The sequence below is a fragment of the Rhodococcus sp. MH15 genome, from assembly GCF_019266045.1.
GTDB classification, from domain to species: domain Bacteria; phylum Actinomycetota; class Actinomycetes; order Mycobacteriales; family Mycobacteriaceae; genus Rhodococcus_F; species Rhodococcus_F qingshengii.
Map to the genome: position 1 here is coordinate 353,462 of NZ_LPNP01000065.1, position 14,887 is coordinate 368,348.

Below are 14,887 nucleotides of genomic sequence, written 5' to 3' on the forward strand. Positions count from 1 at the left end.
ATTGTATCCCTCAGGGTACGACGACGGCCCGGCCGGCAACCTTGCCCTCACCCATCAACTGCAGTGCCGTTGCGATGTCATCCAGCGGAAACTCCTGCACTGCAACGGAAATCTTGCCTTCGATGAGCAGCCGGATCATTTCAGGTGCCAGTTCGGCTTGCCGGGCAGTCTTGCGAATCATGTTGACGGGCAGGATCCGGACATCGCTGAGCAACCAGTTCGGCAAGTCCAGGGTGAGGCTCTTACCCAAGGTATATCCGATCAGGGCAGCCCGGCCACCGGGGACAACACTCGCCAGAAGGTGCGGCAAGCCGTCGCCGCCAAGTGTGTCGATCACGGCGTCGACGGAAGGCTCGGATCCCACCACTCCGGCAAGTTCGTCGCCTTGCCCGACGACGGGACGCACACCCTCCGGAAGCAAGGCAGCCTGATCTTCGCGCGGTACAACACCGATTACCTCGGACGCTCCAGCAAGCAGAGCGAACTGTGCTGCCATCGATCCGACAGCGCCGGATGCTCCGGCGACAACAACTCGTTCGCCGGGAGCGACGGCTGCAATGTCGTTGACGGCAACATAGCCGGTTGTGCTGGGCAGGAAGAAGGTTGCGGCGACGGCCGGCGACAGTGCGGGATCAAAGGGTGTGAACGCCTTGTCTGCCGCTACCAGATACTCAGCCCAGCAACCGTTCTTGAACAGGCCGACTCCGCCGCCTCGGACCAGAAGGCGGGTGCCAGGCTCATAGGTGTCGGATTCGATTACCGTCGCCGCTCCGTCTGTTCCACCGATATGTGGCAGGTTCGGCTTGACTCCGAAGTTTCCGCTCGCGACGGTGATGTCGAGATGGCCGAGCGCGGCAGCGTCGATGCGCACGAGCGTCTGACCGGATTCACGTGTGGGAATGTCGATGTCGTCGATGACCGGTGAAGTGCCGAACTGATGGAGTCGGGCCGCGCGCATTGTGTCTCCTAGTAGCGATCTGTGAATGGATGTACTGAATATGAGTGCGGTCAGGACAGGATCGACTGGTCGCGAAGTCCGGCGATCAGTTCGTCGCTGTATCTGAGCACCGACTCGAGGACGTCGTCGGTGTCCGCGCCCAGCACCGGCGCAGCGCGTCGGATCGAGCCGGGTTCGGAGTTCCGGCGAACGGGGATGCCTTCGTGGAGGAATGTTCCGGCGAGGGGATGTTCCTGTGCCGAATAGAAACTGCGTGCCCGAAGATGTGGATCGCTCTCGACCAGGTCGCGTCCGTCCTGGACGGTGCCGGCCGCGATACCCGCCGATTGCAAGCGTTCCATGACGGTTTCGGGTGACAGAGTCCTGGTCCAGTCGGCGATGGCGTCGTCGATACGTTCGTGATCGGCTTGGCGGCTTTCTGCACTCGCGAAGTCAGGATTGCCGATCCATTTCTCTGCTTCGATGATGCGGCACAATGCATTCCATTCCGTGGTATCGCGAACGGCAATCGAGCACCACCGGTCGCTGCCGAGGCACGGGTACACGCCGTGTGGTGCCAATTCGTGATGGCTGTTGCCGATCGGATCGGGGGACTGTGACCGGGCGGCTCGGAGAACGCTGGTACCCATGTGCGCTGCCATGGCTTCGAGTTGTGACAGGTCTACGTGCTGTCCCCGGCCGGTCCGGTCGCGGTAGTCGAGGGCTGCCAGCATCGCGACGCCGGCTTGCAGTCCGGCGACGATGTCGCCATGGCCGTAGATGACTCCGACAACGTCATCGGCGTTCCAGCCGGTCAGTGCGGTCAAACCGGTACTTGCCGAAACGATGTCGGCATACGACACCCAGTCCTTGCGAGGACCGGTGTGACCCATCCCGGACATCGACACGTAGATGATGTCCGGTTTGAGCTCCCGGAGTTGTTCGTAGCCGAGCCCCACCTTGTCCATGACCGACGAGCTGAAATTCTCGACCACGACGTCGGAGTTCCTGATCAGGTCGCGCAGTACCGAAAGGCCCTCTGCGGATCGGGTATCGAGTGTGATGCTGCGCTTGTTGCGGTTGACGTCGTTGAAGTACCCGCTGGTGTTCGGATTGTCGTGCGGTCCTCGCGAGAGATGCATGAACGGTGCAAAGCGAGTCGGGTCCGGGCGTCCGATCGATTCGACCTTGATGACATCGGCACCGTGGTCGGCAAGGATTCTGGTGCCGTACGGGCCCGCCAACACCCACGTGAGATCCAGGACGCGGACACCTTCGAGGCTGGGCGTGCTGCCACCGCTGAACTCGTGGGTTTCGTTCACTGCCACAGGCGAGGTGGCCTTCAAGAGTTCCTGATGCTGGCCCAACCGGGCAGCCTCGAGCGTTCCGATGCGCCGGCCTTCGGGGAAAGCGAAGCCGAACCCGAGATCGCGGTAGGTACCGTGATCTCCGGTCACGTCGGTGAAGAAGTCCCGGTCGTTGAGTTGCGGGTTACGCAGCAGTTCTTCGGGCCGGTCGACCGCTGCCCACGGCAACTTGCGTGACTGCGCGCTGACCGCGAATTCTTCCTTCGGCCACTTCGCGATGAAGGCGGACAGAACGTCGAAAATGTGTTCCTGATGCGTCTTTCGGTAGACCGCGTCGGACCACTCCGGTTGATCGAGATCGTCCTGAGCATCGTTGTCGATCAGCCAGGCCAGCATGCCGTCCCACATGCGGGGGCTACCGCCGAGGCCGCCACCGACATAACCGTCGGCGGCCTGGAACAGTCCGTGCGGAACGAGCGGATGTACCCGGCCCGGACGCGGTGGTACGCGGTCCTCGTGAATGTAGGCAAGAGTGCCCGCTTCCAGCGCGGCGGCAACACATTCCTGAGCGCTGATCTCCAGCAACGGGTTGTGGCCCTTGGATCGCGAACGCAGTCCGAGAAGCACGCCGATTGCGGCATTGATTCCGGCGAGCTGCTCAGCCTGGAGTTCGGGGAGCAGCAGTGGAGGGTGCTCGGGATCGCCGACCTGGGCCATCATCCCGCCGAGTGCCGCGACGGTCAGATTTGTTGCCTTCCAGTCACTTCGCGGTCCGGTTGTGCCGAAGGGTGTCACTCGTACGTGAACGAGAGATCCTCGGTTGTCGCGTAGAGCGCCGGTCGCGCTGCCGTCGAGCAGGACGTCGGCACTGCGCAGCAGTGCTTCGAAAGCGAGGCGATCGTTGCTGTCGTCGATATCGAGGACAACGGACTTCTTGCCCGCATGCCAATGCAAGTACGAATCACCCTGGGACTCGGTGCGACTGGGGTCACCGGTGGGTGGTTCTACCAGAATGACTTCGAAACCCAGCCCGACCAGGATGCGCCCGGCGAATCGCGCAAACGGACTGGAAATCTCTACGACCCGTACCGGGGGATGCACCACAACTACTCCGTTTCAATCGAAAGATATCGCCGAACCGACTGGTGTCGAACGTAGTTCTGCGGCCCGGTGGGCGACATGATTTCGGTCTGCCCACCGGACCCGTTCTCACTCTCCGCTCAGGCGGCGTTCTGCTCGAACCATCCCGAGAGGAGGACAGCGGACGGATCGATGTCCGCGGAGATCTTGCCCTGCTCGCGGAAGAATGCAACAAGTTCGTTTGCGCGCTCCACGTCGTCCTCGGTGAATCCGCGTCCACCGAAATCGATTTGGGTCACCCGGTCTGCGGCCTCGGCCGGGTCCATCTGTATAGACGCGGCAATTGCGGTTGCAGCCCGATCCGGATCCGAGTTCACGATTGCCGACGCTTCCGAGATCACCTTGAACACCTTGCCTGCGGTTTCTTCGTTCGCGGACAACCAGTTGTCCGAAGCGATGATCCATTGGGCGTACTTGGCGCCGAAGTCGCCGGTCGTGGCAACAACGCGCCCGCCGGTATTGACACTCTGCGTCACCCAGGGGTCGAAGGACAGGAAGCCGTCGATGTCACCGCGCGCCAGCAAAGCAGGCTGTTCGGGCGGGCTTGTGCTCACGAGTGTGACCGTCGTGGGGTCGATGCCGAGACTGGCCAGGTACTGGTTCGTGAAGTAGAGACCGATGCCGGGGAAGACGCCCATGGTCTTGATCGACTTCGGTTCGACGCCGTTCCTCAGTACAACCTGGAAGTACCGGTCGGATTCCTGAAATACGCCCAGCGCCCGCAGGCTCGGATTGGCGGCCATGACGGACAGTGCCGTCGAGTCGGCATTGCCGGAGAGTTCCGAAGTTCCGGCTACGACGTTCTGGGCGCCCGCCGCCCCGCCTTCCGTCTGGATGACCTGGACGTCGAGGCCGGCGGCCTCGAACATGCCCTCGTGGTCGGCCAGGAAAATCGGGGCGTACGACGGGTCTACACCCACCGCGATCCGTACCAGGCCACCACTTTCGGCGGAGTTGTCGGTAGCGGGGCGGGTGCATCCGCTGACGGCGATCGTCAGGGCGGCGAGAGAAGCGACTGCGCCCACCCATTTCTTCTGAAATTTGTTGAGCATGATGGCCTCTCGGTAAATGGGAGCTGTCAGCGTCCCGTGAAGGTGGGGGACCGCTTGTCGAGGAAAGACTGAAGTCCCTCAGCAGCGTCGTCCGTCTTGATCAGGTCGAGCACTGCCTCGAATTCGAGATCCAGCGCTTGATCGAGCGGCAACGACATGCCCTCGTCGACAATGCGTTTGATCATTCCGATGGTGGCAGTGGGTTTCGTCGCGAGTTCGCGTGCGAGGTCAGCGCAATGCGCATCGAGGTCGGCGTCCGCAACGACGGTGTCGACCAGGCCGATATCGAGTGCATGCTCGGCGCTGAGGCGCTTGCCTTCGATCATGAGCACTTTGGCTCGGTGAGCCCCGATGAGGCGTGGAAGTCGCTGGCTGCCACCGGCACCCGGAAAAAGCCCAAGTCCGATCTCGGGGAAGCCGATGGTCGCCGACTGCGCCATGATGCGGAAGTCGCAGGCCAACGTCAGTTCTGCTCCGCCGCCGAGTGCGTGCCCGTTGATCTTCGCGACGACAGGTTTGGGAGCCGACTCGAGGATCCGCTGTACGTCGACCCACGGGCGCATCGCGCGCTGAGTTTCTTCCGTCAGCTCGCGCATCACGGTGATGTCCGCACCGGCGACGAAGAACCGTCCAGTGCCCGTCACGACAATGACGCGGACGGTCTGGTCCGACGCGAGTACCGGCAGTATCTCCAGAAGCTCGGCGATCATGCTGGGGTTGAATGCGTTGGCTGGAGGTTTGTCGATAGTCACGGTGGCAATCGAGTCTGTGACGTCGACGGTGACGAAGTTGTAGGTCTGGCCGGTCTGTCTCGTCAAGTGAGCTCCTGTCAGCGGGTTGGCGGGGTAAACCGGTCGAGCCGGGGGATGTGTAGTGGGAAGTATGGTGGGGACCCTCACGCGGCGGTACCGCTCGGGTTCGGTCAGTAGACCAATGCGGATGCTGATCGCGTAGGAACTTTCTTCGCTGTGATCACGGCGATATTTGCTCCTGTGACAGGATTGAGCCCGTGACTTCTGCAGTACCGACACCGCCCGAGCCCGTCGTCGACAAGCGTCCCGAGTCGATTTTCACGATAGGGACCAGGCTCGAGGACCGGCTCGGACGAACCGGAACCATCCACACACCGCACGGCGATATCGCGACGCCGTCGTTCGTGGCCGTCGGAACCAAGGCCACGGTCAAGGCCGTGCTGCCCGAGTCCATGAAGGAACTCGGTGCGCAGTCGTTGCTCGCCAATGCGTACCACCTGTACTTGCAGCCGGGACCCGACATCGTCGACGAGGCCGGCGGGCTGGGCAAGTTCATGAACTGGGACGGGCCCACCTTCACCGACAGCGGTGGCTTCCAAGTCATGTCGCTTGGTGTCGGGTTCAAGAAGGTGCTCGCGATGGAGGCCGTCGGTGTGCAGTCCGACGACGTCATCGCGAAGGGCAAGGAGCGTCTCGCGACAGTCGACGACGAGGGCGTGACGTTCAAATCGCACCTCGACGGCAGTAAGCATCGCTTCACCCCCGAGGTGTCGATGCAGATCCAGCATCAGCTCGGCGCCGACATCATGTTCGCGTTCGACGAGCTCACAACGCTGCTCAACACCCGCGGCTACCAGGAGCGATCGGTCGAGCGCACGCAGGCGTGGGCGATCCGCTGTATCAATGAACACGAGAAGCTCACCGCCGAACGCGCTGACAAGCCCTATCAGGCTCTCTTCGGCGTGATCCAAGGCGCGCAGTACGAAGATCTGCGACGTCAAGCCTGCCGCGGACTCGAGTCGATCGAAGGCGAGAACGGATACGGCTTCGACGGCTACGGCATCGGCGGCGCCCTCGAGAAGCAGAACCTCGGAACGATCGTGCGTTGGTGTAACGAGGAACTACCCGAGAACAAGCCGCGTCATATGCTCGGCATCAGTGAACCGGACGACTTCTTCGTCGCAATCGAGAACGGTGCGGACACCTTCGACTGCGTCAACCCGTCGCGTGTTGCTCGCAATGCTGCGATTTACGTCCGCTCCGGCAGGTTCAACATCAACACCAGCCGATTCCGTCGTGACTTCACGCCTATCGACGACGAGTGCGACTGCTACACGTGCGCCAATTACACCCGCGCGTACATCCATCACCTGTTCAAGGCGAAGGAAATGCTCGCGTCGACGCTCTGCACCATCCACAACGAGCGATTCACCGTGAAGTTGGTCGACGATATCCGAGCCAGCATCGAAGGTGGGTATTTCCACGACTTCAAGGCGGACATGCTCGGAAAGTTCTACGCGGCGAAGACGCCTGCACCTCAGGCGTAGGTCGGTTCGCGCTTCTTCACGTATGCGATGACGCGGTAGGTGATCGGCATGACCAGAACCTCGACAAGCGTCTTCCACAGGAAGCCGACCAGCACGTAGTTGATGAAGTCTTCCCATGTGCTGATGCCGATGACACCGGCCGCGATGGAACAGAAGATGAGGGTATCGGCGAATTCGCCGACGACGGTCGAGCCGATCAGCCGCGCCCACAGATGCTTCTCCTGCATGCGCTTTTTCATCATGACCAGAACCAGTGAGTTCAGTAGCTGTCCGACGAGGTAGGCGGCCAAGCCCGCGACCAGTAGCCGGGGAATGACACCGACCACGGTTTCGAGGGCGGCCTGGTTCTCGTAGAACTCTGCCGACGGGAGTTGCACTGCAATCCAGAAGCACGCAGCGGCAAGAATCAGTGCGCCGAAGCCCAGGTAGATCGCGCGTCGGGTCGCTTTGAAGCCGTAGACCTCGCTGAGCACGTCACCGAGGACGTAGGCGAGCGGGAACAAGAAGAATCCACCATCGGTGATGATGGGCAGAATCTGCAAGGGACCGAGCGAGAAGTCGGAATCCGCAAAGAAGGCGACCCCCTTGGTCGCCGCCACGTTCGAGATCAGCAGCGTTGCGGTGAAGAGCGCGACGATCGTCGGGTAATAACCCCGGCTGACGTGCGCAAATTTGGTTTCGTGGGTCGATTCGTCTTGCTGATCCTGAGCTGTCACGTCCGTCATCCAAGCACCACAAGGCGCTCGGATGCGAGTTGGCGACCGTCCAGTTGCGCAGAACACACCGAAGGCCCTGCGGTTTCACGTGGAACCGCAGGGCCTTCGGTGATGGGGTGAAGCCTCGTCAGAGTGCTGCTACGAAGCGTCCTGTGATGACGCGATACGCATAGGTGCCTGCGATGAGAGTGACCGGTCCGGTGACCAGCAATCCGAGACCGCAGAGCAGTGCGCCAACGAGGTTGATGCCGATTGCCGCGAGTGCCAGGAGAAGCAGTGGGCCGACATTCTTCGAGATGACGCTGGCGCTCGACTTGATTGCGGTGACGGGATCCTGATCCTGATCGATCACGAACTGCAACGTGAAATAGGTCAGGAATGCGATGACGATGCCCGGAATGATCAGCAGGACGAGGCCGATCGCTACCGCGAACCCGACCAAGATGCTCGCCAGAATAACGGCGCCGATGTTCGAGAATTGGAAGAAGGAACCGAAAGCCGGCTTGTTGCCGTCGACTTCATGAAGGGCACCTCGAACGTAGGCAGCCTGGATCAGAATGCTGACGACGATCGAGACCAATCCGCCTATGATGCTCAACGCCGACACCGAAGTCGACCCGTCGGTCGAGAAGTCGAAGCCCCCGAACAACAGGTTGATGCCAAACGAAATCAGGCCCGCGACAACAGTGATGCCGATCCACGTCAACGCATTGTTCTTGAAGCGTTCCCAGCCGTAATTCAGCGCGGCACCCACGGAAAGCTGTGGTCCACCGAATCCTGCGCCGTAGTCATTGGCGGGCGGCGGCGGGAAGTTGCCGCCCCCGGGAGGAGGCGGGTACCCACCAGGCGGTGGGTAGTTGCCACCGGGAGGGGGATAGCTTCCACCCTGCGGAGGCGGCGGGTAGTTGCCACCCTGAGGGGGCGGGAAGTTTCCGCCCTGAGGGGGCGGGTAGCTACCTCCCTGCGGGGGGCCTGCGGGTGGTGGGTAACTTCCGGGAGGAGGTGTTCCCTGCTGGCCATATGGATCCTGGGGTGGGAATTGCTTCCCGCCTTCTGGATTCTGGTTGGGGTCGTACCCACCGGTTGTCATGTGTTCCCCTCAGTCGTAAATATCGCGCTCGAGTGTGACAGTGGATATGACCCTACTGGGATCAAAGAGCGATGTGGATGACATCTGCTCACTTGGATTCGGAGGTCACCTGTGGTTTAGGCTGCGTTGTATGACGAGTTCCGGGGGCAACAACGACGATTCTTCGAGCGATTACCAGGCAAAACCTGGGTACGGAGAATTTCCGAGCCTGCCTCCTGAGGGGTACGGCGTGTCCCCGTCCGAAACGCAGTCTTCACCTGAAGTTCCCGGATATACCACTCCCAACGAGCAGTACCCGGGTTATCCACCGCCGTCGTACAACCCGCCCGGTAATAACCCCCAGCCGGGCGGAATCGGTGAACCGAACCCGTACCTGCCGCCGCAGAATTTCGGACCGCAGAATCAATATCAGCAGAATCAATATCAGCAACCCGGACAATACGGACAGGCTCAATACGGACAGCCTCAGTACGGCCAACCTCCGAACCCGTACGGTCAACCGAATCAATTCGCGGGTGGGTACGCACCGCCGATGCAGCCGGTCGGCACCAATGGTCTCGCAATTGCATCGCTGGTTGTATCGCTTGCGGGTGGTTGCTTCTACAGTCTCGGCGGAATCGTCGGAATCATTCTGGGAATTGTCGCGCTCAATCAGATCAAGCAGACAGGTCAACAGGGGCGCGGGCTTGCGATAGCCGGAATTGCGGTCGGCGCGGCCTTCTTGGCAATTTTTGCCGTGATTCTCGTGGTCGCACTCATATCGAGTGCATCGTCGTCGTACTGAAGTGTCGTCGTGCTGAAGTGGCGAGCGCTCACACGGGAGTGACGATGGACGACGCAGGAAGTGGCTTGCCGAAGTAATAGCCCTGGCCCATGTCGCAGCCGGCCCGCAAGACGTTGGCTGCGTGTTCCGCGGTTTCGACGCCCTCTGCGATCGAATCAAGCCCTAGCTTCCGAGCGATGTCGGCGATGGACTCCATGACCATGAAGGCACGGTCTCCAGCACGACCCGCTGCGCTGACGGCCCAGGTCAAGGATTGGTCGATCTTGAGAATGTCGAGCGGCAATTCCGACAATGCGGAGAAAGACGCGAAGCCCGCCCCGAAATCATCCAGCGCGATTCGAATTCCCTCGTTGTGCAAGACGTGAAGAGTCTCGGCGGCATGCCGGCCTACGACGCCGAGTTCGGTGACTTCCACGATTATTCTGCTCAGTGGCGTTTGTGAACTGTCGAGGGCTCCGAGGATCTCGTGAGCGGCGTGCGGGGTAGCGAGTTGGCGAGGTGAAAAGTTGACCGCGACCATCATGTGCTCAGGCCACGACGCTGTTTGGGCACAAATCATTTCCAGAGCTTGTAGCCCGATGGGAATGATGAGCCCAGAGGATTCGGCGGAGCGCATGAAATCTTGAGGTTCGATCAACCCTCGCAGCGGATGGCGCCAACGCAAAAGAGCTTCATAGCTGATAATTGCTGACGAGTTCAGATTGACCTGGGGTTGATACAACACCTCGAATTGATGGTCGTCGAGTGCCTCGCGAAGCTCGCGGACCATGCGTATTCCTTTTCGTCCTGAGTCGCCCGTGCCGCACGTGCGTGTCAGCGTGGATGCTGCAAGTGGGTACTGTGGTCGGATTCCAGGTTCAGATCCCGGGCGTGGTTTTGCAGGAACAACTCGCCCTGAATTTCCTTCGCCAGTCTCGACCGTACTTCACTATTCGAGAATTGCCAACGAATAGCTATTGCGGACGGCTTTGTCATATCGGACAATCGTAGTTTTGTTCCGACGAGGCACCGATTGATACGTCACTTACTGCGCCGGGAAAATCCACGGGGTCCGGGGGATCTTGCGAGAGTCGAATCGATCCGCCAATTGGGGTGGTGTGACAACCTCGCCGGGTTCGGCGAGACCGATGCTCGACGCGATCATCGTCAGAACCTGCTCGGCACTGCGTCCGGCCTCGAGTTGATCTGCCAGAGTCACTGCGCCGTCGCGCTTCGCGAGTCGCTTGCCTTCACTGTTCAAGGCAAGAGGAACGTGGGCGTACGACGGTGGTTCGATGTCGAGCAGCCGGGCAAGGTATGCCTGACGTGGAGCCGAGGTCAGGAGGTCGTCGCCGCGAACCACCTGGTCGATGTTCTGTGCACCGTCGTCGACGACAACGGCAAGGTTGTAAGCGGGCACCCCGTCTCCGCGGAGCAGGACGACGTCGTCGACTGGTCCCGTCACCTCGCCGAACAGTTCGTCATGGACGGTGAACGAGTCGATGCCGGCCCGTAGCCTCAGCGCGGGAGATCGGCCACTTGCCGATTTCTCGGCGCGTTCGGCCTCCGAAAGGTTCCGACACGTGCCGGGGTAGGCGCCGTCTGGAGCATGGGGCGCTGATGGTGCCTGCAGGATCTCCTTGCGTGTGCAGAAGCAGGGATAGGTCAGGTCACGCTCGCGCAATTGGTCGATAGCCTTGTGGTACAAGGGAAGACGGTGTGACTGCAATACGACTGGGCCGTCCCACGTGAGGCCGAGCCTGCGCAGATCGTCGAGTTGTCGTTCCATCGCGCCGGGGCGGACACGGTCGAGATCCTCTACCCGAATGAGGAAGTCGCGCCCGCTGGTGCGGGCGAAAAGCCAAGCCAAGAGGGCGGTTCGGAGGTTTCCCAGATGGAGATCGCCAGACGGGCTCGGCGCGAAGCGTCCTGCTCCTTCCACGTCAGCTGGCGAGCCCGACGGAGGCGAGCGGGTTCTCGGCGTCGTGCAGGGTGAGGCGGATCTGGGTTTCCAAAGCGTGATCGAGGTACTGCGGCGGATACATGGCGGGGCTTCCGAGTGCGTCGAGTGCCAATCCATTGACGGTTGAAAGCAGAAGTGCCGCTCTGGTTTCCGCTTCCGGAGTTCCGATGCCGATCAGAACTGTCGAGATGCCGGTGCGGATTGTGAACAGGGTTGTCCGGCGAATTTCGGAGAGTGACTCACTGGTTGCGGCGCGCACGGCAAACGCGGCGAGCACATGCGCCTCACGCGTGCGTTGCTCGTCGAGGGGCAGGAGTTGCGAGAGCGCCTGGAACAGGGCGGTATGCGGGTCTGCGTCGGCGGACGATTCGGCCAGTCGCGTCAACAATCGATCGACGAGTGTTCGCAGTGCGAATGCGAACATCTCGTCCTTGGTCGAGAAATGATGTTGCACTGCGCCGATCGAGACACCCGCCCGTTTTGCGACCTCGCGAACGCTGGCATTTTCCAGTCCGGATTCCGCGGCGACATCGAACAATGCCGCCGCAAGCAGGTCTGGACTCGTGGAGGATTTTCGGCGTTCCGGCATACCGCGACATTACATGCGTATGGAAGTAATGCCCACGTCAGGGGTGCTTTTTCACGCCTTCCGGCCGAGGAAGGCAAGGAGTTTCGTCGCTTTGTCAGCGTTGTCCGGAACCTGTATTTCCGGGCCGCACACACCGCTCATGCGGATCGACTCGCCCAGGCCCGCGGCGATCTCCGACACCCACTCCACGTCCGCGTCTCGCATCGTCGTATCGGTGCCGGTTGCGGCCGCGAGGTCCCAACCGTGGATGACCAGATCGAAACACAAGAACCCCTCGACCGTGGCCCCGAGGTTGGTCCTGTCGAAGTGTCCGTCGTATTCCAGGGTGGACTTTGCCGGATCGTCCAGAATTTCCTGCATCGAATTGCGGACGGCCGCCCAGGCTGCCGACGGGTCGTCGTCGACCGACGGACCGGGTGCCAATTCCAGGCCGACTACCTTGACCATGTCTCGTTCGCTGTCGAGCACGTGTCTCACCACGTCGCGGGCGGTCCAGCCCTCGCAGGGGGAATCGTCGTCCCAGCGGTCGGCGGGTACGGCGTCGATCCGGGCCGTGAATCCGGCAGCCAGATCCCGATAACGCTGGGCGGGGGAGATCTCTGTTGAAGTCATGACAACAATCCTTCACCGCCACAGCGCATCGTGATTGATTATTTCGGACATTCACTCGATCTCCGGGGCTTCCGCCCAGATGTCCATCGGTACGACCCCGGCACTCTTGCCCTCGTCGTCGAGAAGTCGGCCCACCCTCTTCATCGATCGCAGCACCACTGACCTGTTCAGCACCACCAGGCCCGGTGCCTCTTGTGCGAGTTGTACTTCGGTAATGGGAGTTTCGCGAAGGGAGTGTGCGGCGATCGCGAGCAGTGTGTTGGCGCGTCCACCGGATATCCGCATGCACACCCGCGTTCCCGGCACTCGCTCCACCAGGGCACGAATCGTCGACCGGTCCGTGGGATCGACATATCCCCACACCCAGGTCACGAGGGGCCAGCCGGACAGTGGCAGAGACACGTCGCAGCGGAACACGATCTGGTTGCGCGACGTCAATTCGGCAAGTCGCCGCCTGACCGTACTTTCGCTGAGGCCGGTACCGACCGTGAGCTCGGCAATCGACGATCGACCGTCCTCACCCAGTTTCAATATCAATTGGCGGTCGACAGCGTCGAACGTCTTCCCGTGATGGCGCTGATCCGTCGGCGCGTATTTGTATCGCACAGGCCGGTCTGTCATCGTCGCTCGCTGCGCGGCATCGAGTACCTGCAATTTCCAGTCGTCTCCGATCGCGAAGACCTCGGTGACGAGGTGTGCACGCGAACTGACGATCCCGGGTACCGACGCGAGCGACCGAAGCAGGAAGCGCGACAGGAAAGCCATGTCTCTGACCTCGACGAGAAGTGTCAAGTCGCCTGGGCCGCTTGTGTGTTCGACGCTCAGTACGTGCGGCCAGCGGGCAAGTCGTTCTGCAATCGTCAACGCGTTCGAAGTCGTGCAGTCGACTTCGACAAAAGCCAGACACGACTCCGGACGGCCATGGCCGGTTGCCCTGGCAGAGACCCAGGCGGTGCCGGAATCCTGTAACCGCTGCCAGCGGCGAGCCACGGTAACCGGATCCACTTTGAGCGCGTCGCCAACCGTGCGCCACGACGCTCGCGGGTCGAGTTGCAGGCAATTGATCAGGGCGAGGTCGACGTCGTCCAGTACGGCGGAATCCTGCGTTTCTTCGATCATGGTGCAAGTATCGTGCATCTTCATTGTGTCTGGGATCACTTCATTCATGCTCGAAGGGCAGAACGCGGTGGCGAGTGCCCACCGCGTTCATGCTGTGAAAGGAGAAACCAGATGTCATCGACCACGTTGCCCGCTGTTCCGACAGAGAGAAGCCTCGAGTGGGTGCAACGCCTCATCGGAATCGATACGACGAGTGCCGTGAGCAATCGACCGTTGATCGATCTCATTGCGGCGGAACTACGTCGCCATGGGGTCGAGCCGGTACTTGTTGCCGATGACGAGGGAACGAAGCTCAACTTGTTGGCAACGTTCACTCCTCCTGACGGAAGTACTGCCGGCGGTGTGATGTTCTCCGGCCATACAGACGTAGTGCCGGTCGACGATCAAGACTGGAGTAGCGACCCTTTCGCGCCCGACGTTCGCGACGGAAGCCTGTACGGACGTGGCACGTGCGACATGAAGTCGTTCATCGGGATCGTCGTCGCTGCGATCCCCGACATCGTTGCTCGGCCGCTGGCGAAGCCTATTCACTTTGCATTCTCCTACGACGAGGAAGTCGGCTGCATCGGTGCGGCCGGGTTGGTCGAGGAGGTTGTTTCCCGGAACCTGTGCCCTGATGTGTGCGTCGTCGGAGAGCCGTCGGAGATGCGGGTCATTCGCGCACACAAGTCGATGAACGTCATACGTGTTGATCTGCATGGTGTTTCGGCGCACTCGTCGCTTACTCCGCAAGGAGTCAACGCGATCGAATACGGCGCGGAGTTGATTCGATTCGTCAGAAGCGCGGCCGACGAGCTCCGTGCGTCCGGCCCGTACGACGACGCATTCGACGTGGCCTGGACGACGTGTTCGGTCAATCTCGTATCCGGCGGGATCGCAGTGAACACTGTCCCCGAGGATTGCTCCATCACTTTCGAATTCAGGAGCATCAGCTCAGCTGGCGCCGCAGATTTGCTCGAACGCTTTGCCGCCGAGGCGAATCGGATCGAAAACCTGATGCAGGAGGAAAACCCGTCAGCCTCCGTGACGATGCACGTGTCGGCCTCGGTTCCTCCCCTGGAGACGGATGCGAATGCTTCGGCGGCCGCACTGGTCGAACAATGGGGTGGTCGGGCCTCGGACGAAAAGGTCGCGTACGCCACCGAGGCCGGGATGTTCGCGACTATCGGTATCCCCACTGTCGTGTGTGGGCCGGGAAGCATCACTCAGGCGCATGCACCTGACGAGTACGTGACACTTGACCAATTGGCACAGTGCGAGCAGTTCGTTCGGAACGTCATCGCTCACGCCCGCGCCTGAC

General features: G+C 61.2%; 14 protein-coding genes. 3 read left to right on the forward strand and 11 right to left on the reverse strand.

Features of this window, described 5'->3' with window-relative positions; translation table 11 throughout:
- Positions 1-10 precede the first annotated feature (10 nt).
- The 4 genes from ATN37_RS16110 to ATN37_RS16125 all read right to left on the reverse strand — a co-directional run bounded on the left by ATN37_RS16110 (position 11) and on the right by ATN37_RS16125 (position 5,254).
- A complete protein-coding gene (locus ATN37_RS16110) occupies positions 11-958 on the reverse strand; it encodes a zinc-binding alcohol dehydrogenase family protein (RefSeq protein ID WP_007731598.1) in 948 nt (315 codons plus the stop codon).
- 50 nt (positions 959-1,008) lie between these two features.
- Entirely contained in the window at positions 1,009-3,345 is a 2,337-nt protein-coding gene (locus ATN37_RS33000) for a CoA transferase (protein ID WP_308125217.1), read from the reverse strand.
- Positions 3,346-3,464: 119 nt separating this feature from the next.
- Positions 3,465-4,436, reverse strand: a complete 972-nt coding sequence (locus ATN37_RS16120) for an ABC transporter substrate-binding protein (protein WP_007731596.1) — start codon at positions 4,434-4,436, stop codon at positions 3,465-3,467.
- A 26-nt stretch (positions 4,437-4,462) separates the two neighbouring features.
- Complete coding sequence (locus ATN37_RS16125; RefSeq protein WP_020723626.1) at positions 4,463-5,254, reverse strand: enoyl-CoA hydratase/isomerase family protein; 792 nt, start codon at positions 5,252-5,254, stop codon at positions 4,463-4,465.
- A gap of 191 nt (positions 5,255-5,445) precedes the next feature.
- Here ATN37_RS16125 and tgt point away from each other — a divergent pair, with 191 nt between their 5' ends.
- A complete protein-coding gene (gene tgt, locus ATN37_RS16130; protein WP_030535742.1) occupies positions 5,446-6,735 on the forward strand; it encodes a tRNA guanosine(34) transglycosylase Tgt in 1,290 nt (429 codons plus the stop codon).
- Here tgt and ATN37_RS16135 read toward each other — a convergent pair.
- Complete coding sequence (locus tag ATN37_RS16135; RefSeq protein ID WP_030535741.1) at positions 6,726-7,460, reverse strand: queuosine precursor transporter; 735 nt, start codon at positions 7,458-7,460, stop codon at positions 6,726-6,728. The genes tgt and ATN37_RS16135 overlap by 10 nt on opposite strands.
- 118 nt (positions 7,461-7,578) lie before the next feature.
- Positions 7,579-8,541, reverse strand: a complete 963-nt coding sequence (locus ATN37_RS16140; RefSeq protein WP_080552802.1) for a proline-rich domain-containing protein — start codon at positions 8,539-8,541, stop codon at positions 7,579-7,581.
- 130 nt (positions 8,542-8,671) lie between these two features.
- Between ATN37_RS16140 and ATN37_RS16145 the strand changes: the two genes are divergently transcribed.
- Positions 8,672-9,325 (forward strand): DUF4190 domain-containing protein, encoded by a 654-nt coding sequence (locus ATN37_RS16145; RefSeq protein WP_064687953.1) that lies wholly within the window; start codon positions 8,672-8,674, stop codon positions 9,323-9,325.
- A 28-nt stretch (positions 9,326-9,353) separates the two neighbouring features.
- Here ATN37_RS16145 and ATN37_RS16150 read toward each other — a convergent pair whose 3' ends face one another.
- The 5 genes from ATN37_RS16150 to ATN37_RS16170 all read right to left on the reverse strand — a co-directional run bounded on the left by ATN37_RS16150 (position 9,354) and on the right by ATN37_RS16170 (position 13,587).
- Positions 9,354-10,094, reverse strand: coding sequence for an EAL domain-containing protein (locus ATN37_RS16150; protein ID WP_063315222.1), 741 nt, complete (start codon positions 10,092-10,094; stop codon positions 9,354-9,356).
- 255 nt (positions 10,095-10,349) lie between these two features.
- Positions 10,350-11,246, reverse strand: coding sequence for a tRNA glutamyl-Q(34) synthetase GluQRS (gene gluQRS / locus ATN37_RS16155; RefSeq protein ID WP_064687952.1), 897 nt, complete (start codon positions 11,244-11,246; stop codon positions 10,350-10,352).
- A gap of 1 nt (position 11,247) precedes the next feature.
- Positions 11,248-11,856 carry a TetR/AcrR family transcriptional regulator gene (locus ATN37_RS16160; RefSeq protein WP_019746515.1) on the reverse strand — a complete coding sequence of 203 codons (609 nt, stop codon included), beginning with the start codon at positions 11,854-11,856 and terminating at the stop codon, positions 11,248-11,250.
- Between the two features lie 51 nt (positions 11,857-11,907).
- Positions 11,908-12,468: a TIGR03086 family metal-binding protein gene (locus ATN37_RS16165; protein WP_081557237.1), complete on the reverse strand. Its 561-nt coding sequence runs from the start codon at positions 12,466-12,468 to the stop codon at positions 11,908-11,910.
- 51 nt (positions 12,469-12,519) lie between these two features.
- Complete coding sequence (locus tag ATN37_RS16170) at positions 12,520-13,587, reverse strand: Lrp/AsnC family transcriptional regulator (protein WP_064073653.1); 1,068 nt, start codon at positions 13,585-13,587, stop codon at positions 12,520-12,522.
- Positions 13,588-13,698: 111 nt separating this feature from the next.
- On the opposite strand from ATN37_RS16170, the gene argE reads away from it, so the two are divergent.
- Positions 13,699-14,886, forward strand: a complete 1,188-nt coding sequence (gene argE, locus ATN37_RS16175; RefSeq protein WP_030535737.1) for an acetylornithine deacetylase — start codon at positions 13,699-13,701, stop codon at positions 14,884-14,886.
- The last annotated feature ends 1 nt before the right edge of the window (position 14,887 follow it).

Excerpts from the sequence above, each read along its gene's own strand:
- ATN37_RS16140 (WP_080552802.1), bottom strand. The coding sequence starts at position 8,541 with ATGACAACCGGTGGGTACGACCCCAACCAGAATCCAGAAGGCGGGAAG.
- ATN37_RS16160 (WP_019746515.1), bottom strand. The coding sequence starts at position 11,856 with ATGCCGGAACGCCGAAAATCCTCCACGAGTCCAGACCTGCTTGCGGCG.
- ATN37_RS16110 (WP_007731598.1), bottom strand. The coding sequence starts at position 958 with ATGCGCGCGGCCCGACTCCATCAGTTCGGCACTTCACCGGTCATCGAC.
- ATN37_RS16120 (WP_007731596.1), bottom strand. The coding sequence starts at position 4,436 with ATGCTCAACAAATTTCAGAAGAAATGGGTGGGCGCAGTCGCTTCTCTC.
- ATN37_RS16170 (WP_064073653.1), bottom strand. The coding sequence starts at position 13,587 with ATGATCGAAGAAACGCAGGATTCCGCCGTACTGGACGACGTCGACCTC.
- ATN37_RS16165 (WP_081557237.1), bottom strand. The coding sequence starts at position 12,468 with ATGACTTCAACAGAGATCTCCCCCGCCCAGCGTTATCGGGATCTGGCT.
- ATN37_RS16145 (WP_064687953.1), top strand. The coding sequence starts at position 8,672 with ATGACGAGTTCCGGGGGCAACAACGACGATTCTTCGAGCGATTACCAG.
- ATN37_RS16150 (WP_063315222.1), bottom strand. The coding sequence starts at position 10,094 with ATGGTCCGCGAGCTTCGCGAGGCACTCGACGACCATCAATTCGAGGTG.
- ATN37_RS16135 (WP_030535741.1), bottom strand. The coding sequence starts at position 7,460 with ATGACGGACGTGACAGCTCAGGATCAGCAAGACGAATCGACCCACGAA.
- argE (WP_030535737.1), top strand. The coding sequence starts at position 13,699 with ATGTCATCGACCACGTTGCCCGCTGTTCCGACAGAGAGAAGCCTCGAG.